General features: G+C 35.4%; 21 protein-coding genes, 1 tRNA gene and 1 pseudogene. 3 read left to right on the forward strand and 20 right to left on the reverse strand.

Annotated elements, in window-relative coordinates; all coding sequences use genetic code 11:
• The first annotated feature begins 34 nt into the window (after positions 1 to 34).
• Complete coding sequence (locus BLQ19_RS06785) at positions 35 to 949, forward strand: alpha/beta hydrolase (RefSeq protein ID WP_175444405.1); 915 nt, start codon at positions 35 to 37, stop codon at positions 947 to 949.
• Positions 950 to 951: 2 nt separating this feature from the next.
• On the opposite strand, the gene BLQ19_RS06790 is transcribed toward BLQ19_RS06785, so the two are convergent.
• From BLQ19_RS06790 to mce, 20 genes and pseudogenes are all read right to left on the reverse strand, one after another.
• Entirely contained in the window at positions 952 to 1,611 is a 660-nt protein-coding gene (locus BLQ19_RS06790; RefSeq protein WP_217637577.1) for a M90 family metallopeptidase, read from the reverse strand.
• A gap of 122 nt (positions 1,612 to 1,733) precedes the next feature.
• The gene (locus BLQ19_RS06795; protein WP_074537818.1) at positions 1,734 to 4,370 is read right to left on the reverse strand and encodes an MGH1-like glycoside hydrolase domain-containing protein; all 2,637 of its coding nucleotides are present in this window, start codon (positions 4,368 to 4,370) and stop codon (positions 1,734 to 1,736) included.
• A gap of 250 nt (positions 4,371 to 4,620) precedes the next feature.
• The gene (locus BLQ19_RS06800) at positions 4,621 to 6,063 is read right to left on the reverse strand and encodes an SLC13 family permease (RefSeq protein ID WP_029450469.1); all 1,443 of its coding nucleotides are present in this window, start codon (positions 6,061 to 6,063) and stop codon (positions 4,621 to 4,623) included.
• 2 nt (positions 6,064 to 6,065) lie between these two features.
• Positions 6,066 to 6,869, reverse strand: a complete 804-nt coding sequence (locus BLQ19_RS06805) for an aspartate/glutamate racemase family protein (protein WP_083332210.1) — start codon at positions 6,867 to 6,869, stop codon at positions 6,066 to 6,068.
• Between the two features lie 86 nt (positions 6,870 to 6,955).
• Positions 6,956 to 7,351: pseudogene (locus BLQ19_RS06810) on the reverse strand (BPSS1187 family protein); the annotation flags it as partial.
• An 18-nt stretch (positions 7,352 to 7,369) separates the two neighbouring features.
• Positions 7,370 to 7,846 carry a hypothetical protein gene (locus BLQ19_RS06815; RefSeq protein ID WP_139150211.1) on the reverse strand — a complete coding sequence of 159 codons (477 nt, stop codon included), beginning with the start codon at positions 7,844 to 7,846 and terminating at the stop codon, positions 7,370 to 7,372.
• A 34-nt stretch (positions 7,847 to 7,880) separates the two neighbouring features.
• Positions 7,881 to 8,744 (reverse strand): creatininase family protein, encoded by an 864-nt coding sequence (locus BLQ19_RS06820; protein WP_074537821.1) that lies wholly within the window; start codon positions 8,742 to 8,744, stop codon positions 7,881 to 7,883.
• Between the two features lie 58 nt (positions 8,745 to 8,802).
• Complete coding sequence (locus tag BLQ19_RS06825; protein ID WP_175444406.1) at positions 8,803 to 9,714, reverse strand: MBL fold metallo-hydrolase; 912 nt, start codon at positions 9,712 to 9,714, stop codon at positions 8,803 to 8,805.
• Positions 9,715 to 9,791: 77 nt separating this feature from the next.
• A complete protein-coding gene (locus tag BLQ19_RS06830; protein ID WP_083332211.1) occupies positions 9,792 to 10,277 on the reverse strand; it encodes a RidA family protein in 486 nt (161 codons plus the stop codon).
• 8 nt (positions 10,278 to 10,285) lie between these two features.
• Positions 10,286 to 12,352, reverse strand: coding sequence for an amidohydrolase family protein (locus tag BLQ19_RS06835; protein WP_074537823.1), 2,067 nt, complete (start codon positions 12,350 to 12,352; stop codon positions 10,286 to 10,288).
• 42 nt (positions 12,353 to 12,394) lie between these two features.
• Complete coding sequence (locus BLQ19_RS06840) at positions 12,395 to 13,516, reverse strand: FG-GAP repeat domain-containing protein (RefSeq protein ID WP_074537824.1); 1,122 nt, start codon at positions 13,514 to 13,516, stop codon at positions 12,395 to 12,397.
• Between the two features lie 87 nt (positions 13,517 to 13,603).
• Positions 13,604 to 15,601, reverse strand: coding sequence for an amidohydrolase family protein (locus tag BLQ19_RS06845; RefSeq protein ID WP_074537825.1), 1,998 nt, complete (start codon positions 15,599 to 15,601; stop codon positions 13,604 to 13,606).
• A 56-nt stretch (positions 15,602 to 15,657) separates the two neighbouring features.
• Positions 15,658 to 16,809, reverse strand: coding sequence for a dipeptidase (locus BLQ19_RS06850; protein WP_074537826.1), 1,152 nt, complete (start codon positions 16,807 to 16,809; stop codon positions 15,658 to 15,660).
• A 152-nt stretch (positions 16,810 to 16,961) separates the two neighbouring features.
• Complete coding sequence (locus tag BLQ19_RS06855; protein ID WP_074537957.1) at positions 16,962 to 18,365, reverse strand: RagB/SusD family nutrient uptake outer membrane protein; 1,404 nt, start codon at positions 18,363 to 18,365, stop codon at positions 16,962 to 16,964.
• Positions 18,366 to 18,377: 12 nt separating this feature from the next.
• Positions 18,378 to 18,848: a hypothetical protein gene (locus BLQ19_RS06860; protein WP_074537827.1), complete on the reverse strand. Its 471-nt coding sequence runs from the start codon at positions 18,846 to 18,848 to the stop codon at positions 18,378 to 18,380.
• A gap of 264 nt (positions 18,849 to 19,112) precedes the next feature.
• Positions 19,113 to 21,719 carry a SusC/RagA family TonB-linked outer membrane protein gene (locus BLQ19_RS06865; protein WP_074537828.1) on the reverse strand — a complete coding sequence of 869 codons (2,607 nt, stop codon included), beginning with the start codon at positions 21,717 to 21,719 and terminating at the stop codon, positions 19,113 to 19,115.
• Between the two features lie 136 nt (positions 21,720 to 21,855).
• Entirely contained in the window at positions 21,856 to 22,905 is a 1,050-nt protein-coding gene (locus tag BLQ19_RS06870; protein ID WP_074537829.1) for a FecR family protein, read from the reverse strand.
• A 126-nt stretch (positions 22,906 to 23,031) separates the two neighbouring features.
• Positions 23,032 to 23,700: an RNA polymerase sigma factor gene (locus BLQ19_RS06875; RefSeq protein ID WP_029447552.1), complete on the reverse strand. Its 669-nt coding sequence runs from the start codon at positions 23,698 to 23,700 to the stop codon at positions 23,032 to 23,034.
• A gap of 367 nt (positions 23,701 to 24,067) precedes the next feature.
• Positions 24,068 to 24,141, reverse strand: a tRNA-Ile gene (locus tag BLQ19_RS06880).
• 112 nt (positions 24,142 to 24,253) lie between these two features.
• Complete coding sequence (gene mce / locus BLQ19_RS06885) at positions 24,254 to 24,664, reverse strand: methylmalonyl-CoA epimerase (RefSeq protein WP_074537830.1); 411 nt, start codon at positions 24,662 to 24,664, stop codon at positions 24,254 to 24,256.
• Between the two features lie 60 nt (positions 24,665 to 24,724).
• On the opposite strand from mce, the gene rbfA reads away from it, so the two are divergent.
• Positions 24,725 to 25,117 carry a 30S ribosome-binding factor RbfA gene (rbfA, locus tag BLQ19_RS06890; RefSeq protein WP_025616337.1) on the forward strand — a complete coding sequence of 131 codons (393 nt, stop codon included), beginning with the start codon at positions 24,725 to 24,727 and terminating at the stop codon, positions 25,115 to 25,117.
• 3 nt (positions 25,118 to 25,120) lie between these two features.
• Positions 25,121 to 26,323 carry an ABC transporter permease gene (locus tag BLQ19_RS06895; protein WP_074537831.1) on the forward strand — a complete coding sequence of 401 codons (1,203 nt, stop codon included), beginning with the start codon at positions 25,121 to 25,123 and terminating at the stop codon, positions 26,321 to 26,323.
• The last annotated feature ends 6 nt before the right edge of the window (positions 26,324 to 26,329 follow it).

Genomic DNA, 26,329 nt, shown 5'->3' on the forward strand with positions numbered 1-26,329 from the left:
GAATGTTTACATATCTTTGCGTCATTTTAAACAAATGAATACATACTTTTCAACTTTACTTATTTTCTTATTCGGTTTAAATACCTGTTTTAGTCAAACCAGATATAAAGACGATATTTTTTCTGATGTTAGAATAAGAACGCTTGTGTATGCAGATACGTTAAAGTTAGATTTTTATGATGTCAAAAAAGATCGTGAAGAACTAAAACCGCTTGTGATTATTGTTCACGGTGGTGGTTTTGTGGCTGGTCAAAGAAATGGTGGTGACGAAAAAGGTTTAGGTAGGGCGTTGGCTAAAAAAGGATATGCGGTAGCTTCTATTGATTACCGTTTATCTCAAAGAAAGCAATCTTTTGGGTGTGATTATCGTACCTCGCAGAAAATGAGAACCTATTTAGAAACTGCTGCAGACTTAAATAAATCTATTTGGTATCTCACCAATTACTATAAAAGTTTTAATGTAGACCCTAATAATGTAATTCTTGTGGGTAGTAGCGCTGGCGCAGAAATGGTTTTGAATGCTGTTATCATGAAGAATCATTATTTATTTAAAACGATTTACTATAGCGATGCAAAAATCAAAGGCATCATTAGTTTTTCTGGAGCCACTTTAAATAATGACTATTTAACTAAAGAAAATGCAGTTCCTATGCTATTCTTTCACGGTAAATTAGATCCTAAAGTACCTTATGCTCTTGCAGCACATCATAATTGCAACGAGCGTTCTGATGGGTATGTACTTCTTGACGGACCTAAAATTATTACTCAAAAACTAAAAGAACTCAACGAATCCTACTCGTTATATGTAGACCTAGAAGGCGGACATAATTGGGCAGAATGGGGATATGCTTATAAAGATATTATCACCAATTTTTTATATGAAAATGTATTACACGGCGTTAAAATTCAAACCATAGAAACAATAAGTCCTCCTCCTTCAAAAAAGTAAGGCTAGGCACTATCTTGGGCATATATTTTGGCTAACAAGCTATATAATTGAGGATGCTTTTCTTTGAATTTTTCTGGTTGATTAAAGAAGTACTCACTTACTACACTCAAAAATTCTATTTGACTGGTAGCACCATAAGGGTTGATATCAGAATCATTTTCTTTAATTTTTTCTATTTCTTGATGCATTAGATTTAACCACGGCAATACAAACTGTTGACTCATAATACTTTCTGGCAGTCCGTCTACTGCGCCATCTGCCTTATCAATCAAGTGGACAAATTCGTGGATCCCCACATTATTCTTGCTGTCTTTAAGAGCAAAACCTGCACGCAATGCAGGAAGCGAAAGAATCATTAATCTATTCATATCACCAGAACCAACTTTGCCTAAAATATTGCGTTTCTCTCCTTCGGTTTGATGGTCTTCATTAAATGAATCTTTGTACAATAGCACTTCATTAATATTACGATAGCGTAGTTCTGGAAACCCAAAAAGCGGAATGACAGCACTTGACGCTACGAGTAACCGATCTGCATCATCAATCTGTACTTTAACACCGGTGATAGTTACCGTATTTAAAAAGTAAAGTACATCTACCTCAAATTTGGCCTTATCCTTTGCATTTAATTCAGCATAAAACGAAACTTTCTCTTGCAGTATTTTTTTCCAAGCCTCAGGAAGCGCCTTTAATTCAAAAGTTTTTTCTTAATCCAAATCCTCCAGACCATATACCCCAAAAAGAGTACCGGCAATAACCAAGCTATAAAATAAAACATCTGCTATTATTCTTTCTTGTTTATTTCATCTATTAAATTTGCTACTAGAGAAGTCCACCCAGTTTGGTGAGATGCTCCTACACCCCGACCATTATCACCATCAAAATATTCATAAAAAAGAATTAGGTCTTTAAAACCTTCTCGCGCATAGATGTCTTTATGTAAGGCATGAACAATACGGTTATCATCTTTATCCTTCTCAAAGATGGAAATTAAACGTTTGCTGATCTCTACACTTATTTCTTTTAAGCTTAGTTTATTCTTGCTCCCTGTTGGGTACTCAAATTTTAAACTATCACCACCATAACTATGGTACTCTTTTAAGGCTTGTATAAACAAATAATTTAAAGGAAACCAAACAGGACCCCTCCAGTTAGAATTACCTCCAAATAAAGATGTGGTAGACTCATTTGGCTCATAGTTAATGCTATAATTAACGCCATTAATATCTACATTATAAGGAGTTTCGTGTATTTTAGATAAGGATCTAATCCCGTGAGGACTCAAAAATTCTTTCTCATCCAATAGCACATTAACCAACCTTTTTAAACGATCTTTTGGGACTAATGAAAGTAACAAATCATCACCATCTGCATATTCTTGAACCACCGGATACTTCAGTGTTTTCATTCTATGGTTTTTAAACCACTGCACCGCATGGTTAAACCTAGGAAGTTTTTCTAAGGTTTCCTTTCGGATGCAAAGCACTGCTGCAATAGATAGCATTCCGGCAATAGAACGTATTTTTATAGAAGCAGATTTACCATTAGGAAAGAGTAACTTATCATAGAAAAAGCCTTCTTCTTCATCCCAGATACCTTCTGTTTCAAGGCTCAATTTATTTAATGCTTCTGCGATAAAGACAAAATGACCAAAATATTTAATCGCCATATCATCATAAGAATCGTCATGCAATGCCAATTCTAAACTTATCTCTAACATATTTAAACAGTAGAGTGCCATCCATGAGGTACCATCTACCTGTTCTAATGTACCGCCACCTGGCACACCATGACTACGATCAAAAACCCCGATATTATCAAGACCTAAGAACCCGCCCTCAAAAACGTTATTCTGACTGCCATCTATTTGGTTTACCCACCAAGTAAAGTTCAAAGCTAGTTTATTAAACATTTTCTTTAAAAAACGTAAATCACCTTTGCCTGTTTGCTCTTTATCTGTTTTATAAACATTTAAAGTGGCCCATGCTTGTACCGGTGGATTAACGTCACTAAAATTCCACTCATAGGCAGGTATTTGACCGTTTGGAGCCATGTACCATTCTTTGGTAAATAACAATAATTGATGCTTGGCAAAATTAGCATCTACTAGTGCCATGGTCACACAATGAAAGGCAGAATCCCAGGCAGCATACCATGGATATTCCCAGGCATCTGGCATCAACATTATATCATGGTTCCGTAAGGTTTTCCATGAATTATTTCTACCAGACAACCTTTCTTTTGCAGGCACCGATGCCTTAGAATCTCCTAATAGCCATTGCTCTACATCATAATTATAGTAGTTTTTAGACCACAACATGCCCGCTAATGCTTGCTTTTGAATTTCTTTATGTTGCACCTCACCAATAGTAGCTGTGTAAAAATCTTCGCACTCTGCAACTCTGGTATCAAAAAGGGTATCAAACGTATCATTAAAAGGGTTTTCAAGAGTTTCCTTTGTAAAACGAAGTCTAATCGTTTTAGATTCCCCACCTTTTAAATTCAGCTTATACAACGGAGAAAATTTCGTCCCTTCCGTACGTTTTGTGGCTAGTTTATAATCGTTTGAAGTTACAGCTTTATGAAATAAGTCTTTTTTATAAGGATGATCGTTTTTTGCTAAATAAACGCTCTCCATATTGGTTTCATTCTCTGTAAATAACAATTCTGCTGCTTCCTCAAAATACAGGTTATAATCTCCCACGTAACAATGCTCTACCTTAACAAAAGGGCTGCCATTCTGGGTTTGCTTTTCTATTTTAGGCTTTTTTGGCATCTCCTTAAAATCCCAATAGTTACGAATCCATAAGGTGGGCAACAAATGTAATGGCGCTGCTTTTTTGCTCTTGTTATTTACCGTGATTTTAATTAAAATATCTTCATTATCGCCTTTCGCATATTCTGTAAAAACATCAAAATATTCGTCGTTATCAAAAACACCTGTATCTAATAATTGGTATTCAAGTTCCGTTCTATTACGTTTGGCATTTTCTTCTACTAATTTTGCATATGGAAAAGCTTTTTGTGGATACTTGTACAATTGCTTCATGTACGAATGTGTAGGCGTATTTTCAAGATAATAATACAATTCCTTTACATCTTCTCCGTGATTTCCCTGAGGTCCTGTTAATCCAAATAGTCGTTCTTTAAGAATAGCATCTTTTCCATTCCATAAACTAACCCCAAAGCAAATATTACAATAGCGGTCTGAAATACCTGCAATACCATCTTCTCCCCATCTATAGGTTCTACTTCTAGCATGTTCATGTGGAAAGTAGTTCCATGCGTCTCCGTTAGCACTATAATCTTCTCTAACCGTTCCCCATTGACGTTCACTCACATAAGACCCCCATTTTAACCAATCTTTTTCTTCGGAATAATTTTCTTCTAGGCGTTTATGTTCTGGTGTAGTATTATTCATGTACTGATGTATCAAATTATATGCTATAGCAGCATAAAGAACGTTAAATTGCTCTTTATCATATATAGATCGTACATAAATATACTAATGTTTTGGAGTTGTTATAATAATCTGAAATTGGAAACCACTATTATTATCGAAAAGTTACTATTTATTCGTTTTTTTGAGAAATTACATTTTTCCGCCTGATGGAATTTTCTTTTGGTGAAAATTAAACAGACACCGTAAAGCAGAAAACTTAGTACTATACTTAGCTTAAATCCCAAATTAAAGGCAAAGCAAAGTACACAAATAAAGTTAGAATGATAATGGAAATCAGATTCATCCAAATTCCTTTTTTAACCATATCCTCAATTTTTAAATACCCAGAACCAAATACTACTGCATTTGGTGGTGTGGCTACAGGAAGCATAAAGGCACATGATGCCGCTACCGTTGCGCTTATCATTAAATAATACGGATGCACGCCTAATGTAGGCGCCAAAGAGATGAGCACAGGAAGTAACATTGCTGTTGTTGCTATATTAGAGGTTATTTCTGTTAAAAAATTTACGGCAAAAATTAAGATTAAGAGTAAGAAAATAAAAGGAACAGCTTCTAATGCTACTAATTTATTACCAATCCACAGGGCTAAACCACTAGTTTCAAAACCTAATGCCAAGGCCATACCACCACCGAAGAGTAAAACAACACCCCACGGTAATTTTACCGCATCTTCCCATGAAATTAATCCTTCCTTTTTCCTGCTAGATGGCAACACAAACAATGCTATTGCAAAAAATACGCTAATAATGGTATCGTCTATTTGTGGGATAATTTTTTGAAGTAAAAAAGATCTTGTAATCCAAGCAAAAGCAGTACATAAAAATACCGCTAAAACCATCTTTTCATCATAAGACATCTTACCCAATGCTTTGAACTGTGCATTAATTTCCGCTCTACCTCCCGGAAACTCTTTCTGTTGAAATTTGAAGGCAAATTTTGTTAAGTATTTCCAACACAGAAACAATAAAATTAAAGCAATAGGAAAACCAAAAACAAACCATTGATAGAATGTTATTTCTACTCCAAAAGTGGTCTGCACAACGCCTGCAAGCACCAAATTAGTAGGTGTACCAATTAAAGTAGCAATACCCCCAATAGAAGCACTGTACGCAATTGCTAACATTAATGCTTTACCAAAAAGAATGTTTTCGTTTTTAATCGTGTGTGGGTTATCGCGCAATTGCGAAACAATAGCCATTCCCATAGGTAAAATCATAACAGTAGCTGCTGTGTTAGAAATCCACATCGATAAAAGTGCTGTAGCAATCATGAAGCCCAAAATGATATTGGTAATATTAGTTCCCACTATTTTTATGATAGAAAGGGCTATTCTCTTGTGCAGGTTGCATTTTTCAATGGCAATAGCGAGAATGAAACCACCCACATATAAAAAAATATATTTATGACCATAAGAAGCGGTCGTCTGGCTCAGCGCTAAGCCACCAGATAATGGAAAAAGCACAATAGGCAATAATGCAGTCACCGCTATTGAAATGGCTTCCGTAATCCACCAAATTGCAATCCAAGCAACAGAGGCTAAAATTGCTTTTGCTTTATAATCTAAACCTTCAACCTTTAGAAAAAAAAGAATAATGCTAAACACAAATGGCCCTAATACTAATCCGATACGTTGCTTTGAAATCTGCATACTTAATTTTTTAAAATATAATCTACCCCTGCTTTTGAATGAATCTCCGTGGTATTAAACGCAGGTACTTCTAAATCTTCTTGAAAGATCATTAGCGGAAACTCTGTACAGCCTAAAACAACTCCTTGAGCTCCTGCAGCTATAGCTTCTGCAATAATACCCAGGACATATTTTTTAGACTCTTTGTCAATGATACCGTAGGTTAGTTCTTCTTGAATAATCCTGTGTAGTTCTTCAATTTGCTTCTTTTTTTTCGGTACTAATACCTCAATTCCATTGTCCTCAATTCTTTTGGTTATAAAAGGTTCTTCCATACTGTACTTAGTCCCTAGAAACAATACTTTTTTTAATCCTTTTTCATGGATTGCCTGAGCCGTAGCATCTGCAATATGAATTACAGGAAAATCTAATTTTGCTTGAACATCATCATATACCTTATGAGGGGTATTTGCACAGAAAAGAACAGCACTAGCACCCGCTTTATTTAAATTTAAAGCCGCAGTGACCAACATAGTAGCTATAGAATCCCATTTGTTTTCTATTTGATACCGATGTACTTCTGCTTGGTTAAGGGTATAGACAATTAAGGGTGGGTTGGTGTTATTTCCAAAATGATCATTTATAGTTTGATTGATGGTTCTGTAATAATCTATAGTAGAATGCCACGAAGTGCCGCCAATTAATCCTAATGTATTCATTCTTGAATGTGTTTTAGTAGTGATTTTATGTTCTTGTATGGGTTTTTTTTCTACAAAAGCATACGATGTCAGCGCTAAAATCAAGAATCCAAAAATGTATTTTTTCATAGGTGTAATTGTTTAAATAAGGAATTGGAGCGAACAGAATTATTCAGAACGTATCATGAAATGGTAACTACTATTTAGATAAAATGTTAATTTCCTTTTCCAAGCAATGCAATCCAATCTGCTACATACGCAATATTCCGTATGCCGTTGGAATGTGCTTTTTTTCTATCAGGAACTTCCAAATCAAAAGCATAAATATGCTTTTCAGGAATATTCATGGCCTTATAGGTTTTAATAATTGTGGGAGCAGCAAGCTCTTTTACATGGTAGGTTCCATACCACCGATCAAGAGGCGTTTTACTGTCTTTAAAATACCAATCTGCAATCTTATTTTTTGCGGAATAATCCCATCCGCCAGAAAAATCAATAACTCGAGCAACCCGGTGTGTCTTGGCTATAAAGGCAGACATTCCACCTCCTTGAGATTGTCCTGCTAAAGCAATTTCTTCCCATTTTGGTTGCCCATTTTCCAAATACTTATCCCAATTGCCTTCTACATTTTATTCTGATAGGTATAGCAAAAGCTTAGTAAGACGGTTAACTATAGCATCATACGAGGCATCACTGATCAATGAAAAAGGAGTCGTACCATATACCCTTCTATTTCTAAAATCTTCGGCACAATTAGCATTTTCTTCCAAGGCAGCACCCTTACAAATTTGAGCTATAGCGGGTGTGTTTATGTAGGATAAATTAATGACATGGTACCCTTGTTTGAGCGCTGTATTAAAAAAATTCTTTGGCCCTCTTGAAGCAATACCATTTGTTCCTGGTATAAAAAGGAGCAATTTGCCTTGTTTGATAGCAGGATCATACGTCACAAAATGAGGCGTATCTGCCCTATTAATTTTGCTATCTGTTTGCGAAGGCTTAATATTTAAAACAATGTTTGATGTTGCTTCTACACCCACCTCTTGAGCCCCAGCATGAGCAAAAAACAAGAAAATAAAAATTAGCGTAAGTAAAGAGTTCTTCATTTTTCTATGGTAAAGGTTAACTATAAAATGTGTGCTATTCTTTAATAAGGTCATTCCATTTATCAATAAATTTGACCGCTGCTTGTACAGTGTTATTGATATTTTTCGCTCCTCTTTCTACGGTTGCCTCCTTAGGGTTTAGCTCTCCCCACACTCCCGTTTTAGTCATTTCTAATGTTGAGGTCTTTTTCCCTGTCTCTTCCCCTTTTAAGGCTTCTGAAAGAAACAATAACTTAGCTGTTGGTTCCTCATTAATTACTTCCGGAAGCATCTGCTCTAAATGTTTTGGAAGCGTTAATTTTGTTGCCGTAGCTTTATCTAACTGCACCAAATCTGGCATTAAATACAAAGAGTCTGAGGTTTCTCCTGTACCTGCATGACGGTCTAATACTTCTGGTTTTTTATAGGTATCTGATTTCAAATAAGGATGTATCGCCACCCCGAAATCTACAGCTACCCCTGCCGTTTTTTGGTTAATTTGATCTACTAAAAACGTAGTAATAGCCCTATTTCCTCCATGAGAATTCATAAACACAAAACGCTTAAACCCATGCTTAATTAAGGACACTACCGTTTCCATATGCACTTGAATAATGGTATCTGCCGATAAGGTAATTGATCCCGAAAAGGCCATATGATAAGGAGACTGCCCCGCCATTAGCACAGGAGCTACCAAAACATCCCGTTCTTGTGCGATAAGTTTGCATTGCTCAACGCCGTTTATAAAATCGGTACCAATAGGTAAATGACTAGAATGCTGCTCTAATGCCCCAATAGGAATAATAACCAAATCAGATTTTGTCAAAAAATCATCCACCTCAGGAACCGTCATATGAGGTAAATAATTCTTTACTTTTTTTTCGTTCCAAAGTGGATTTATTAAAGAGCTCGTAGGCATAAAAAAAGAATTTAGTATAAATTATAGTACATCAGTTTTACTTAAAAATTAAGCTACGCTATTTTATAGTTATTGTTTCTAGATGTACAGGAACAATAATTTTAGCATCGGGAGAAACAGCTTTTACTTCTTCTATGAAAGGCTTAATCTTTTTATCTATGGCTTGTTCTTGAGAATAGCCGTAAGGCACCCTAAAATTATCCCAATGCGTAGGTATTATTGTTTTAGGGAAATTTGTAGCTTTTAACAAGCGTTCTGTATACTTATAAATTTCCAATCTTGAAAAGTTTACTCCTGGTAAAAGAATATCTGGCGTTAAGCCTTGAACTTCTTTTTCTAAAAAGTTCATAGAACCTGCGGTTAATATTTTATGCTCATTAAATCTCACATAAAACATCAAGGAACCTCCTTCTATAAAATCTTCCAGTTTCAATGGTGCTTTTAGTTCTTTTTCATGTGTTCTAGCATCAAAATAATGCTTGTCATTTAAGGCAGAATGTATAGAAGGAACCACTTTTACTGAAAACTCATCAAACTGGTAATCTTCGCCACCTCTAACCGTAAGCAGCTGTTCTTCTGGAACTCCATACGCTCTTAGTATCGCACAACTCGTTTCTGCTGCAATCACTTTGGCTCCTGTTTTCTTTGCGATATAGGGCACATCTCCCAAATGATCTAAATGAGAGTGGTGTACCAAAATATAATCAGCTTTTGTAATGTGTGTATTGATTACCACAGTATCTGATTGAAAGTAATCACTTTCATAATAATTTTTGCGCGGATCTTCCTTACTATTTGCAGGGCTATCTCCTAATTTTACTCTAGACAAATAAGGATCTACTAAAATGGTTGTTTTCCCATCGGTCATTTCCCAACCAGCGCCACCAAAATATTTTAATTTCAGTTCTTGACTGCTTGCATATTGAAGTCCTAAAAACAGAAATCCAAAAAACATTGTTTTAGAACTCATGATTTTTATAACTGATTTTTTAATTGCTGTATTTAACATAAAGTGTATAAATTTAAGTTGGCATTAAAAGAGTGATGCTAATCGTAAACCTCAACGATTACTTCTATTTCTACGGCTTGTGCTCTAGGTAATGTGGCTACACCAATGGCAGCACGAGCATGAATACCTCTTTCCCCAAAAACAGCTACCATAAGATCTGAAAAGCCATTAATGACCTTTGGTTGTGCTACGAAAGCAGGCTCTGAGTTTACAAATGCTAAGGCTTTTACAATGCGTTTTACCTTTTTTAAATCGCCTAGCATATATTTTAATACTGCTATTTGATTTATCGCTGTTAATCTAGCACCTTCATAGCCTTGATCAATAGAGACATCCAGCCCTAATTTCCCTGTCATTTCAGTTCCATCAGCATATCTAGGGCCTTTGCCTGCTAAAAAAATAAGGTTACCTGTTTGTACACCATTAACATAGTTTGCTACAGGATTGGGGGGACTAGGTAACGTTATATTTAATTCTCTTAATCGTTGTTCTGGATCATATTCTTTTTCTATCCTTTCTAACATTATTCTTTTTACTTATCGTTTTTAGATTTAAAATCTGCAGCATGCCATAGCGGCTCACTTTCATAATAATTACCATTTGTAATTACGGCTTCTACCGTTCTTATATTTCTAATATCTTCTAATGGGTTTTTCTCTAAAATGGCAATATCAGCCTCTTTACCTACTTCTAAACTTCCTGTTTCTGTATATAAACCCATGGCTTTGGCAGGAACACTTGTTGCTGTTTGTATTGCTTGTAAAGGCGTTAAATCGCCATATTTTTGATAGGTTTCAATTTCTAGGTACAGACCAAAAACAGGTACTACATTATCTGTTCCGGCAACCATAGGAACTCCCGCTTTATAAAATTGCCCTAAGATATTCATAGATTTTATATAATCTGCTTTAGCTGCCTCAGACCGCGCTGGGGTTACGCCACTTCTAAACCTTTTGCCTTCAAACAATTCATAAGCTATTCGATCCGAAAACGGTTCTAACGTTTCAATCACATCACCTTTAGGCATTGCTCTTACAACACTTAACGCAATTGTAGGGTCTAGTACTGTTTTATGTTCTAAAAGAAAAGCCGTAGCCTCATCCATTTGTTTTTGACTAATGTCATTCTTAGAAATAAAATTGCTTCCAAGCTCTTTTACTTTTTTATCTGGAAAAAGCACCGTTAATACTCTAGAGGTGTGACTCAACATATCCATTCCTGCATCAATAGCACCGCGGGCATTACCAATAGCGTTTGGTACGTGACCAGTAATAGACATTCCGCGTTTATGTCCTTCCTCTGCCAACACTTTTGTCAATTCTGGATTAACGGATGAGTAGATTTTTATTTGCTTGTAGCCATTTGTAAAATATAGATCTGCTACCTCCTTAGCTTCTTGAACCGTTCTTGCTCTGACCACTCCATTACCTTGTATCCCTGCACCATCTGTCATCCCCACTAGTAAAATATCAGGACCCAAAGCACCTTTCTTTGCAATAGCATCTCTAAAAGATGTTGCAAACTCAAGCTCATTTCCATTATCACGAATGGTAGTTACTCCGCCGGCTAAATAAGCAGGTGCCCATTGTACTTGGTTGGAGTGGGCATGCATATCCCACATCCCTGGCATTATGGTCTTTCCTTTAAGATGAATAAGCTTAGCATTTTCTGGGATACTAACTTCAGTGCGTTTCCCTATTATTTTTATACGACCATTCTCTATAATTAAAGTCATGTCTTTTTGGGTAGTATCATGTACTCCATCAACAAGGTCTACACCTACAAGCGCTTTAACACTAGCTTGTGTTCCTTTCAAATCTTCTGTATATTTAGTTAAAGCGGCCATTTGTTCTTCTACATTACCTTGCACAAAGAATGGCTTAGCTTCTTCGTATCCTTTTCTTATGTATTCTCTTATTTGCGTATTTGCTTTAACCAGTGCAATTAAATTTTGAGATTCATCAACCCATATTGTTCTTCCTCCCCAATTAATACCTTCAACAACGTAACGATCTAAAGGCACTTTTTCACCTTTTATTGCTACCGTATCTTTTTGAATAAAATTCATGGTAACCTCACCTCTTGGTAGCGTCGGTATACTTATTTTACCTCCATTTTTAAAGTAATAGTGGTATAGCATCATTTCTATCCCCGCTGGAATATTGCTGTGTACCGGGAAAAAGTCTGTGTTTTTTAATTGAACAAAGTCTCTGTTTTTTTCCCAAACGAAAATGCTATCTTTTGTTCTTTTTACTTCTAGATTAACTATTGTATCTTTTGCTGTAATTCTTCTATTTAAATAATAAGAAGGCGTTAAGTTCATATCTAAATGCAACTCTGCGGCTACCCCTGTAATTCTGCCTCTTTCGTTTTCTCCTTGTAGTGATGTAACTACAATAGAATCTTTGGTGGCTTTGATTGCATAGGATTCTTCTCCAATTAAAGACTGCCTTCTATACACCAAAAATGTACCTTCTTCATTGATATCTTGCCATTTTGATGGCGTAGTTGCACATCCGGTAACTAAAAGCAACACGACTATCTGTAGCAGGTGGTTGGCTTTATGCATCATAAATTTTGATTTATTTTTAACTTTCATTTTGGTTTTTTTTAGTGTTGTACTAGCGGCTCACCCTTAAAATCAAGGAAATTTTGGCGTAAACCTATTGAAGTAAAAAAGGTTTAGTTCATCTGAATTACTTTCGATAATATCAAGCTTATGATCTCCATTTAAATCATAGGTTAGAATATCATAGGTGCTAAAATTCTGATCATTTAATTTTATTTTCTCCCAAGAATTTGCATCTCCCGAGTTGATAAAAACCATGTTGGGTCCACCTACATTTCCTACCACAAGATCTATACTATCATCACCGTTTAAATCTCCTATAGAAAGCGAATAGGATTCTGCTGAACTATCATCAAAAACAACCTTACGGTCATAAGTTCCTTTCTTGCTTCCAAAATAAATCACATTTGGCTCACCTATGTTTGCGGTAACAATATCTTTATACCCATCTTTATCCAGGTCTATTACCGCTAAAGATCGTGTAACATCATTGCCTGTTCCGTAAGGTATTTTTTTAGAGAATTTCAGGTTACCATTATTCAGATACACATAGTTAGGTTGGTCATCTCTATTAGCCAATATCAGGTCTAAATGGCCATCGCCATTCATATCTGCAACCTCAACATCTATGGTAGAATCTTTTTTATCACCAAAGCCAATTACTTCTGTGAAGACTCCCTTTCCGTTATTTAAGCAAATTTCATTTTCGCTTCCTCTGTTGGTAATCAATACATCTATATCGCCGTCATTGTCTATATCTGCAACCACAATATTTCTAGTATGCCCATATTTTTCTCCAAAGCTTTCTCCTTTAATAAAGTTTCCTGCTCCATCATTTATAAAAATATAATTGGGAGCCATATCATTTCCGACAGCAATATCTAAATCACCATCACCATCAAAATCTGCGAGTTCTGTAGAATAACTTGTCTCCTGCTCTGTTCCTAAATTTTTTGAAACGGTAAAAATTCCACGTCCGTTGTTTACAAAAATTCGATTCTGACCTGGCCAGTGTCTACCATTTGCCACAACAATATCTAGATCGCCATCATTATCAATATCTCCAACCCCCATAGAAGCGGTACGCTCTTTATTGATTCCTAGAATGGTTCTACTATTATTAAAAAATTTTGGTTTTTGAGAATGAACGGAAAGCATGCAACAAGAAAAAAGTGCAAATAAAATATATTTCATAAGGTAACTAATAGTTGGTATGAGTTGCTAGTATTAATAAGTAATCAGGTGCCTTTTTATAGACACTTATTCCTGCTGAATTTTTATTTATTTAAAATGTTTAATTCCCATGGCTTGATAAACCTCTTTAGCGTAAAAAAGAGTACCACCTTTCATCGTCCATTCTACATTGCGTATAGCACTCATATCTTCTAATGGATTCCCATCTACAAGAATAAGATCTGCCATTTTACCCACTTCAATTGTACCATAGGATGCTGAAACCCCCGTCATCTCTGCCGATTTTATAGTTGCCAATTGCAAAACTTCAGAGGCAGAAATACCGGCTTGCGCATAAAGTTCAAGCTCCCTGTGGTACAAAAATCCAGGAAGACCATCTGTACCCGGAACAATTTCTATCCCTTTCTGATGTAAATCATACACGACCGCTAACATCTTATTGAAACTCCCTTTATACCGTGCTATTTTTTCACCAGATTTCGGGAGTCCCCCGCTATAATAATCTCGCTGGTTAAGTAATGGAAGTCTGTCTATAATCTTAACATAAGTAGGACTAGGCTCGCCTTTTACGGATACAAACATGTTTTCGAAAATAGAAACGGTAGGGTCTATACGTATGTTTTTTGTTTTCAACAGCTCTACAAAATCGAGGTATTCTTTCGATTTAAGATTAAGATCTACACCATGGTATGCAGACATCGTATGCCTTAATGGCGTTCGGGTATCTATGGTATCTGATAAAAAATTGAGGAATACCATATTCATATGCTGTATCTCATCATACCCTTGATTGATGGCTTGCGTTGCGGTCATAAAAGCAGGAATATGCCCACTTACACGCATCTCTAATTCATGTGCCCTTTTTGTTAAAGGGGCCACCCATTTTGGCCGAATAGAGCTATATAATTTAATTTGCTGATAGCCTAACTCTTTATATTCTTGTATTTCAGCTAAACCCTCTTCTACCGAGCTCACTACATTTCGTTGATTGGCATAAGGCCCATCTCCATCTATGATACCCCCAAATGTGACAATTCGTGGACCGATAATTTCATTTGTATTAAACTGATTGCTTAACGTTTTTAGTTGCTTGTTATTGGCTAAATCTCTTACGGAAGTTACCCCTCCTGCCACATGCAGCATGCCTCTAAATTTGGTGTTATGAGTATGCATATCAAACATTCCAGGAAGTAATGTTTTTCCTTGTCCGTTGATTACTTCAATCTCGCTACCTATTTCGTGGTCATCACTCCTGTTAATGGCCGTGATACGATCGCCATTGACCAACACATCTTGATTGTTTAGGATTGTACCTTGAGGCGTGAAGATATTCACGTTTTTTATGAGTACATCCTCTAATGTGTGGGATAGTTTTTTAATAAGACGAGCCAAGTACTTATCTTCAATAGCATCCTGTATTCCTTTCATTTCTAGACGCAACTCCTTCAAATCTGCCCGAATAACATGTAGATTTCCTGATATTTTGGCAACCATTTCATTACCAATCATCCATAAATACGTAGGATTCAAATCAAGGCCTTTTACCATCAGCAACTTAACTTCTGTATTATTTGACAGTGTTATTGGCAGATTTTCTACAAGTTCAACTTCACCTATGGGGAATAATTTTACTTTTTGGTCTTCTGCCGCCATTAAAAGTCTTGCAAGAATTTCATAAATAGCAGGAGAGCCATCATACCTAAAATAAAGAGCATCTCCATTAAAGGCTCCTTTCTTTTCTCCTTTTGGATTTAACCAAGTTGCGCTATGCTTTTCACTCTTAAAAAACTCCTGAATAGAATCTTTTAGATAGTTGACGCCAGTTACTGTTTGCGAGGAAATAAATCCGTTTTTATTAAACCGAAGTTCTTCTGAAAATTCTGGACCACGACCTCTATCAGTATACGTATAATAATAGTTTACTGTGTTTTTATTGGTCTTCCATTTTTCATAGGTACCCGCTAAACCCTCTCTAAAAACCACATCATAAACCACCTTCTCTGAACTATTTTTAGTGGTGGAAAAAGGTGTATTAAAGCTACTTGTAACTATAAAAACAAAGAAGAGTGTGCATATATATTTCATTAGTTACAGGTATGTTTAAGGGTTTAAATTTCTGGTTTTTGGTTACGAATAAGGCGCTATGATTTTAGAGTATCTTTAAAATATCTTAACCAGTTAAGTCCTAATATTTTTTCTATATCTCCTGTACTATACCCTCTTTTATCTAACACTTTTGCCACTTGCAAATAGCGGTCTGCTTTATCTAATTCAGGAATCCAAGGGGGCCACTGTATTTTATAAGAAGGTTTAAATCTTGTTAATCTTGGAACATACCAATTTTCTCTTGTAGCTCCTGTAGCCTCTAAACCTTGGATAGCAAAATCTGCTGCAACACCCACATGTTCTATTCCTGCTATGTTTACTGCATGGTCTATATGGTCTACGTAAGTTTCTAAGGTAGTCTTTGTGCCTAGATCCGGGCCAATCATATAACCCAAGCATATAATTCCTATGACGCCACCTTTTGCGGCCATAGCTTTTATTTGATCGTCTGTTTTTGCTCGCGGATGGTCTTTATAGAGTGCTTCACACATAGAGTGATTAAAACAAGCTCCGGAAGTACTAAACTCAATACCTTCATTGGTTGTTTGTCGCCCACAATGCGATAGGTCTATCATAATTCCCAACTCATTCATGCGTGCTAAAGCCTCAAGGCCGAAGTCTGACAAGCCCGAGTTGGTACGCTCCGTACTCCCATCTCCCAATAAATTTCTTTGGTTATATGTTAACTGAATCCAACGGGTACCCGCGTCATATAGCGTGTCTATATTATCTATAGATTTCTCTATCATTGTAGCATTCTGAAACCCATATAATACAGCTGTTTTGCCCTCTTTTTTTGCACGGATAAAATCTGCGGCACTAGTCGCTTTGAGTAAAACATCTGAATTGTTTTGAATTCGCGTATCCCACTCTCCTATATTTTTTAAGGCCCCTTTTAAACTTCCAGAAAGTAAGGATGTACTAAAGCCCGTGTAACCAGATTGCTCTAAGGCTTTAAAAGAATCTTCATTCCATCCTTTCGGAATCACGAGACCATCTATAACCATCGCTTTTTTGTACAGTTCTTCAATCTTTTTGTCGGAAAGATTGGTTATACTACTGATAATGTTTTGGTTTGGATCCAGATGAACAGATTCTAAAATGGAATTAAAAGCAAGTGCGGTTTGTCCTGGAAACAGTGCTCCTAGCGATAATAGTTTGACTAAATTTCTACGGTTTTGTTTCAAAATATTCTAGTATCACTATTTAAAAATTGGCATAAAGAGATAGATAAAGAACAAAGCTATTTTTTAGCATTGTTCATCATCATGAAATAAATCTTGTACACACATTAATTAGGTATCAATGTGCGTACAAGTAAATAGCTTCAATGTTTTAATTAATACCCTGGATTTTGCGCTATGTTAGGATTAACATCTGTTTCATCTTGTGGTATTGGCATTATAACAGTATCTGCTCCATAAGGAATGGTACATATCTGTGCCGTACAGTTGGTTCTAATAATATCCATTTGATTACGCATTAAATCCCATAATCTTTGACCTTCAAAGGCTAATTCTAATCTTCTTTCTAAAAAGATAGCATCTTTAAGAGTGTCTCCAGTATCTGTATTATCAGGTTCATCTGCAATTGCACGTTGTCGTACCACATCCAAATCATCTTGTGCACCCGTTATATCTGTACCGATCTCTGCTCTAGCCTCGGCACGTATCAAATACATTTCAGCAAGTCTTACAACTTTTACATTGTCAAAACCATTGATGTCCGAATATTTGATCATTCTATAAGGCGCAAATTCTCCAGTTAATAAAGGATCTACTTCAAAGGTGCTTAAGCGAGCATCGTTCTCAGGGTAAAGATCAGCGATATCATTAGAGGGCAGGTAATCTCCAAAACCTGCTTGTAGATAAAGACCAGCGATACCAGCGCCACCCACATTATCTGCTTCGGTCATTGATATTTCAAAAATTGACTCAGAACTATTGTCCGTAGTCCATAAATCATAATAGTTATCGTTAGAAATCAACGTATAATCACCTGAGTCTATGACACTCGTAGCCATAGCTTCTGCATTATTCCAATCTTCTTGAAAAAGATAAACCTTTGCCAATAATGCCCTTACCGATGTTGGAGATAACGTACTAGAATTACCGCTTCTAGAATTGCCATTCATGAAAGAAATACCCGTAGTCATATCAGAAACAATTTGTTCATATACTTCCGCGACAGTACTTCTAGAAGGTTCATTATCTAAATCAAAATTCAGAACAATAGGCACCCCTAAATGACTAGCATCTGCCGTATAATTATATTGCTGAGCAAACATGCGCACTAAATCAAAATACATCAAACCTCTTAAAGCATAGGCCTCCCCGATAATATGATTTTGCTCTGCTATAACTGCATCAGATAAAATTGTTTCCGAATTGATGATAGCGTTAGCTGCATTAATTCCTTCATAAGCACTACCCCACAATGAGAGTGCATCACCATCTGATACTCTTTGAATGTGCTCGGCATAGTCGACAATTCTATTGGCCTGACTATTTTGTTTAACATCATCTGCCAAAACATCAGGTATCATAATCATGTAACGCCCATAATATTCGGAACCGGACAGTTTATTATAGATACCAGTAATAGAAGATTCATAACCATCAAGATCTAAAAGGGCGTCAGTATCCGAAACAGATTGTTGCGGAGTAAGTTCTAAAAAGGAGTCTGAACAAGATAATACGAGTCCAGCTACTATCGTTAATATAAATATTTTATATGTTTTCATGTGTTTCATCATTTAAAGTTGAATATCTAAACCAATGGATATAGTCTTCACTGCAGGCGTCTGCCCCGTGTAGGTACCATTAATTCCCTGTTCTGGATCAATGTAAAGGATATCCTCTTTTACAAAAGTTAGAATATTAGTTCCTCTTGCATACAATCGCATTGAATTCAAGCCTAACAACGAAGTAACTTTTTCGGTGAAATTATAGGCAACCGTTAAATCCCTTAAACGAATATAGCTACCGTCATACAACCATCTTGTCTGATTTGCTTCATTACTACCATTACGACCACCCCAAACAAACTGAGGTACTAATGCGTCTGTTGAACCAGGTTGCCATCTGTTATCATAAATAAAGTCTGCTGTACTTCTTGGCGTAAGTCTTCCATCACCTAATGTACCTCTTGCCCTATCATCGAAAATATAATTGCCATAAGAATAAATGAAGTTGGCACTTAGACTAAGATCCTTGTAAGTAAACATCGTATTGAAACCACCGAAAAATTCAGGAGTGGCAGACTTGTCATCTAAAAAGCGTTCTGCATCACTAATATCATTAGTTATCGTAGTTTTTGAAGCATCTGTATACCATTGTGGATCACCATTCTCTTGGTTTACACCTGCCCAGCTATATAGGTAGAAAGATTGAAAATCTTCGCCTTCTTGTCTTCTAAAAGCACCATCTGTAAAATCGTCTGTTAGCTCAGTAATTTCATTCTTTAAAAAAGTGGTATTAAACCCAATATTCTAATTAAAATTATCACTGCTAATGATATCTGCATTGATTGAGAGTTCTAAACCTGAGTTTTTCATTTCACCAAAGTTTTGGGTCAACGAAGAGAAACCTGAGGTCAAGGTAATAGGCACATTCAAAATAAGATCTGAAGAAGTACGTTCAAAATATTCAACCGTACCACTAATTTTTGAAAAGAGACCAAAATCTACACCCACGTTAAAATTCTGTTGACTCTCCCAAGTAAGATCAGGGTTCGCTATTTGGCTTGGACTACCACCTGGATTACCATCATAATCCTGACCAAAAACGTAAAGCCCTTGTGAAGGAAAATTACCAATGGCAGCATTACCTGTTACACCCCAAGAACTTCTAACTTTTAGCAAATCTAAAAAGGAAACATCTTCTAAAAAAGATTCCCTACTAGCAACCCAACTTCCTCCAAAGGAATAAAAAGTACCCCATCTGTTGTCCGCACCAAATCTAGAAGAACCGTCTCGTCTTAAACTACCTGAAAGAAAATATTTTCCATCGTAGTTATAATTTAACCTAGAAAAGGCAGAAACAAAAGTATACTCAGATTTTGATCCACTAATAGCAAACTCTGCCGATGCGCTATTTAACGTTCTTAAACTTTGGTTAGGAAATTGCGTTCCAGAAGCACTAAAAGATTCGTTATTAGTTTCTTGAGCTTCAAAACCTCCTAAGACATTAAAATTATGGTTATCACCTAAAATAAAATTATAATCTGCAGTTTGCGTACCTACAAAGGTTCTAAGTGACGTATTCGCTTCATAACCGATACCCCCTGAATTTCTTCCTCCGCCATATCTTGGATTTTGATATTGCGATTCGGTTAACGTAAGTAAATCAAAATTCAATTGTGAACGTAAAGTCAAATTCTTTATTGGTTTTATAGAAACCGCAAAATTATCAATAACCCTAAATTGCTTATTTTCCCAAAGGTCATCACCACTTAAAGCTCCAACTGGGTTAGCACCTCCTAAAGGAAAATAATCAGCATGTTCCCCATTAAATCTTCCTTCTTCATCATAAATAGGTATTAACGGTGATAACTCTAGAGAGTTTTTAAACGGATTATTGAAAGAGCCACCATCAAAAAACGTATTAGTTGTACTGTTTGAAACCGATATATTATTGGAAATGGTTAAATAATCTGTTGCTTTAAACTCTATGTTACTCCTAGCGCTTAACCTCTTGAAACCTGATCCTATAATATAGTTTTCTTGATCATAATAAGCTCCAGAGAAAAAATACTTTAAATTATCAGTACCTCCACTAGCACTCAAATCATAACTTTGAGTTATTCCCGTTCTAGTAATGGCATCTAACCAATTGGTATCCGTAGGTTCGCCAGTTGAAGGGTCAATTAGTTGTTGAAAAGTAGCATCAAATCTTGCTTGCGCCTCTGCTGCTGTATCTCCACCATTAACATAACCCTCAAGAAAAAGTTCTGTATATTCTGCTGCATTCAACGGTTTCAATATATTATTGTATGCTTGCGAGTTAAAGCCTGTTAATGTTTTTAAGGTAATTTTTGCCTTCCCAGACTTTCCTGATTTTGTTGTAATTAAAATAACACCATTTGCACCTCTAGACCCGTAAATTGCAGTTGAAGCCGCATCTTTTAATACTGATATTGATTCAATATCATTAGGGTTAATAGATGCCATAACATTGGTACTACTACCGCCATTATCTATAGTACCAATACTACCATTTTGTATTGGAATACCATCAATAACATACAATGGCTCGCTAGAAGCTGATATAGAACCAATACCTCTTATTCTAACCTGTGTATTTCCTCCCGGAGCACCATCTACTGCACTTGCCTGTAAACCCGCAGTACTACCTCTTAATGCTTGCTCGAAACTAGAAACCGGTGCTTGTTCAAAAGTTGCACTTTTTACAACACCTACAGATCCTGTTAAAGATTCTTTTTTCTGTGAACCATACCCCACAAGAACAACCTCTTCTAAGGCTGCTGCATTTTCCTTTAACGTAATATCAATGACCGTTTTTGCACCTACAGTAGCCGTTTGAGTTAGCATTCCTATATAAGAAAAAGCCAATACGTCTGTATCATTCGCTTTAATAGCATAGTGCCCGTCAAAATCTGTTTGTGTACCTTGAGTAGTACCTTTCACCAGAATATTTACACCTACTAATGGTATGCCATCAGTACCATAAACAGTTCCTGTTATTGTCTTTTCTTGTACAGAAGTATCATCGTCTGAAATATTTTTGATAGCTGCTCTCGATTCAACTTTTTTAACGACAATTTGCTTCCCTTCTATCTTATACGTAAGATTTGTATTTGAAAAGGCTTTATCTAGTACGGTAGAAATCTTTACATTTTTAAGTTTTAAAGAGATCTTCTTATTGGTACTGATAACATCATCCTTGTAAAAAAAGATGTAATTACTAGTACTCTGAATTTCACTAAAAAATTGCTCTACGGATAAATTGTTAAGTTCCACATCCATCTTATTTTGCCCCATAGCCAAATTGGCATAAGCGCTTGAAAGACCGATAGTAATAAACAATAAAAATATTCTCATAAGCGTAAGGATTCCTAAACTTAAAGTTTTTTTCATATTTTTGGTTTTGGTTAATTAATGTCACTTAGTTTTAAGTGATCTTGATTTAAATTCCCAGAAGATGTTGGACGCATCTTCTGGTTTTTTTTACTAATTCAAATAAATAATAGGTTTAATTCATTCACGGTGTGTTTTAATTAATGATGATACTATTTCCTTTAAAGCTGTAGTTCATATTTGTACTCGCCTTAATATTTTTTAAGACACTCTCTATATCTTCATTTAAATCTAAATACCCAGAAAAACTTTCTGAGCTCAAGGTTTCGTCTTCAATCAGTATATTTTTATTGTAGTACCTAGAAATCCTTTTCATAATATGCTTTAAATCGTTTTTCCTGAATACAAACACACCATCTCTCCAAGAAAAATAATGATCAACATTTACCTTTTCTGAAAAAATACTTTTGTTATTTTTATCATAACTCGCCTTTGTTCCAGGAGTAATTTTCATTTTATCGAGGTGTCCTGATGAGGTTTCGTTTTTGTAGCTAATTTGTACACTACCACTCTTTAGTACTGTGTTTATTGTGCTTTCATCTGCATAACTGGTTACGCCAAAAACAGTTCCTAACACCTCTATCTCTTGGTCCTGAGACATTACTATAAAAGGGTGATATTTATTATGAGCTACATCAAAAATAGCTTCTCCCTCTAAATATACTTCTCTTCTATCCCCATTAAAAACAGCAGGATACACCATTTTTGATCCGGAATTTAACCAAACAGTACTCCCGTCAGATAAATTTATTTTTGTGCGTTCCCCAAAAGGAACTAACAGGGTATTGTACACCGTTTTATTATTTTTAGAAGTCTCTTGGTTTACTTCTTTTGAATTGCCTAAAGTTATTTTCTGGCCTGTATTAGAGTAGTTAATGCTTTTATTATTTGGGTCTATTTTTAAATATTCACCACTTCCTAAAATCAATACTACCTTATCAGAATCATTAACATTTAAATTCTTTGAAGTAGATACCACATCTGCAATAGAACTTTCTTGCGTTCTATTCTGATACCAAAAAAAACCAGAAACAAAGAGTATCAAAACAAATGCGATAGACAATGCCTTCCCAAAGTGTTTCTTCTTTTTTGAAGTCTTGTCTATAGAAGCAAGTATGTTCTTCTTCAACAACGCTTTCTCAACTTCAGATAACTGGTTATTATATTTAGATTTAATTTCTTTCATGTCTTTACTTAGATTCAATAATCTTACCTTTTAAACTTTAATTAAATTGACTATTTGAATTGAATTCTATTACTAATAAGTAATTAGTTTATTTTTTATAGACATCATTAATCCAATTTATTTGAATTAATAAAATTTTAGCTTTCGCAAGGTTTTAATAGCACGGTAGATTGATGTTCTTGCAGTTTGTATAGAAATATCCATAATTGTTGAAATTTCTTCGTAAGATTTTTCCTGATCGAACCTTAAAAAAAGTATTTTCTGCTGTTTTTTGGTTAAGGTACTTATCGCTTCTGCCAATTTTTCGTTTCGCTCTTTAATACCTTCTTGATGGATGATAGACTTCTCACAAGAACTAATATGGTTTGCTTTGGTAAAATCTGGCTTAAATTGAAAATCATCTAAAGAGACAGCCAAATTTTTAGTTCTGTACTTTTTATTGATTTTACGCTTTAAAGATCTAAACAAGTAATATTTTACATTATCCGTCATAGATAAATTATTTCTGTACTTATATAGGTCTACAAATAAATCATGGATACAATCAGAAACATAGCTTTTATCTTTGGAATGATACATACCATAGGTAAATAAGATGTTGATATAGATATCATACAGATTACCTAAAGCAGCCTTGTCTCCATCAATTAATTTTTGCCAAATTAAAATTTCCTTTTCCTTCTCTATAAAGAAATCTGTACTGCTAATTTCTGGCTGATGTGTGAACATCTGTTCGTCCGTATCTCGATTTCTTTCTGTAGCTAAAGCCAATGCTAACTCACCATATTCTTGCATGATACTTGAATTTATAATTATGTTCTGCTTATGCCTTCATACTAAATAAGTAATATATGATCTTCTTATAGACACTATTATTGATTTTTTATCAAAAAAAATAAAATCATAAATTATCAGTAGGTATTTTAAGTATATGATATGTAATGTTTACATATATTGACAATATGATACATATAATATAAAACTAATTTGATTAAGAAGCGCACTACTAATTCTAAAATCATAAAGAACACTTCTAAATGCTGGCGCGGCTTATTGAGGATTTAATCCCATAAAAAGGAGTATAAGCTTCATAATGGTTGGGGTAGGAATAGAAATAAAAAAAGCCTCTCGATTTCTCGAAAGGCTTAACAAACTGTAAAAGTGGTCCCACCTGGGCTCGAACCAGGGACCACCTGATTATGAGTCAGGTGCTCTAACCAACTGAGCTATAGGACCGGCAATTTGCGGATGCAATATTACCACTTATTTTTATACGTTGCAAGCATTCTCTTTTACAAAAATGCTACAAATCCCAATTTTATTTCTAATTGTACTGATATACAAAAAATTAGAGCGTTTCTGGAGCCTCTTGACAAAGCTCTATTAATACCCCATTTGTAGTTTTAGGATGCACAAAAGCCACCAATTTATTATCTGCACCCTTTTTAGGAACTTCATTTAAAATAGTAAAGCCCTCTGCTTTCAATCGTGCGATTTCTGCTACAATATCATCTACTGCAAAAGCTATATGATGAACGCCTTCCCCTTTTTTTTCTAAAAATTTTGCAATAGGTCCGTCTATATTGGTTGATTCTAAAAGTTCTATTTTATTAGGCCCGTTCTTGAAAAATGATGTTTTTACCCCTTCCGATTGTACTTCTTCTTCTTTATAAGGCGCCGCCCCCAAAAGCTTCTCGAACAAGTCATTAGAGGTTTCTAAGTTGTTAACAGCAATACCAATATGCTCAATTTTTTTCATTTTTTCTACTATATAGTACTAATGCACTAAAATACGCAATAATCTGCGTATTTTTGTCCCATGGAAACACAGAGACAAAAAAAAATAGGTGGCGTCATACAGAAAGATATCGCTGATGTCTTACAAAGAGCCGCAACAGATGGTGGACTTAGAGGGACTTTAATTTCCGTTTCAAAAGTTCTTGTTACTACAGATCTTTCTATTGCAAAAGTATACGTAAGTATTTTTCCAACAAAAGATGCTGAGGAGTTATTAAAAGGCATGAAGTCTAATCAGCCATTAATTAAACATGAACTAGCGCAGCGTACAAAAAATCAATTACGTCGTATGCCAGAACTTATGTTCTTCTTAGATGATTCGTTAGAATATATAGACGGAATAGAAAAATCTTTAAAAGGAAAGGATAACCCAATTGACAATCCTGATTTATTAGAAAAAAGAAAAAAAGCATAGTCATTGAATTTTCCGCTGTACATCGCCAAGCGTTACGTAAGGTCAAAAAGTAAGCAAAGTGCCGTCAATATCATCAATTTGGTTACTTTTTGCGTTATTGTCATTGGCTCAGCAGCACTATTTATAGTCCTTTCTGGATTTTCTGGCTTAAAAACATATAGCCTTTCTTATACTAATTCTTTTGATCCAGATTTAAAAGCCTTACCCGTAACTGGTAAGTTTTTTCATATCTCTCCAGAACAAGAAGAGAAACTTGGTACGCTTGAAGGAATAACTGCCTACTCAAAAGAATTAGAAGACCGCGTTTATCTTACCCACAAGCAAAAAGACCATATTGCTTATGTTAAAGGGGTAGACACCAACTACAATAACGTTACCCAAATAGATAGTATTTTATACATTGGTACGTGGATCAATGAACAGCAAGTAGTCACAGGTATAGGAATTGCTAACCTCCTTGGATTATCTATTAACAATGTCCGCAGTCCTCTAGAAATTTTAGTACCTAGAGCAGGAACCCAATCTTTAACTCAGCAAGGCCCTAATGCTAAATTTTTCAATACAGCACGTGTGGTAATTAGTGGCGTTTATGCTGTAGAAGCAGATCTAGATAATAAGTATGTATTTGCTGATCTTGCTTTGGTACAAGCTTTATTAGATAAAGAGCGCTCCGAAGTTTCTGGAGTCAATTTTAAATTTTCGAATTCCGATACTGCCGAAAAGACTCGAGAAGAAATTAAAGCAATTCTTGGAAAAGACATCCTTTTAAAAAATAGAAAAGAGCTTAATAGCATACTTTACCGCATGTTAAATACCGAAAACATGGCGACTTATTTAATATTCACCCTGGTATTAATCATCGCTTTGTTCAACGTAGTCGGAGCTTTTATTATGATGATTTTAGACCAACAAGGAAATTCTAAAACCCTATATAGTTTAGGTACCAGCATTCGCCAATTAAGAAGAATTTACTTTATTCAAGGGGTCATTGTTACCTTTTTAGGCGGACTCATAGGTGTAGCCTTAGGATCACTATTAATTTGGTCACAACTTCTTTTTGAGTGGTTAAAGATTAGTGGAGATTTAGCCTACCCAGTAGAATATCTATGGGCAAACGTATTGGTGGTTTTAGCTACGATTACGGTCTTAGGAATTATCGCATCAAAAATTGCAAGCAGTAGAATTAATAAGGCGCTATTAACTTAAGAGGCA

It is taken from the genome of Cellulophaga baltica (genome assembly GCF_900102165.1).
GTDB classification, from domain to species: Bacteria; Bacteroidota; Bacteroidia; order Flavobacteriales; family Flavobacteriaceae; genus Cellulophaga; species Cellulophaga baltica.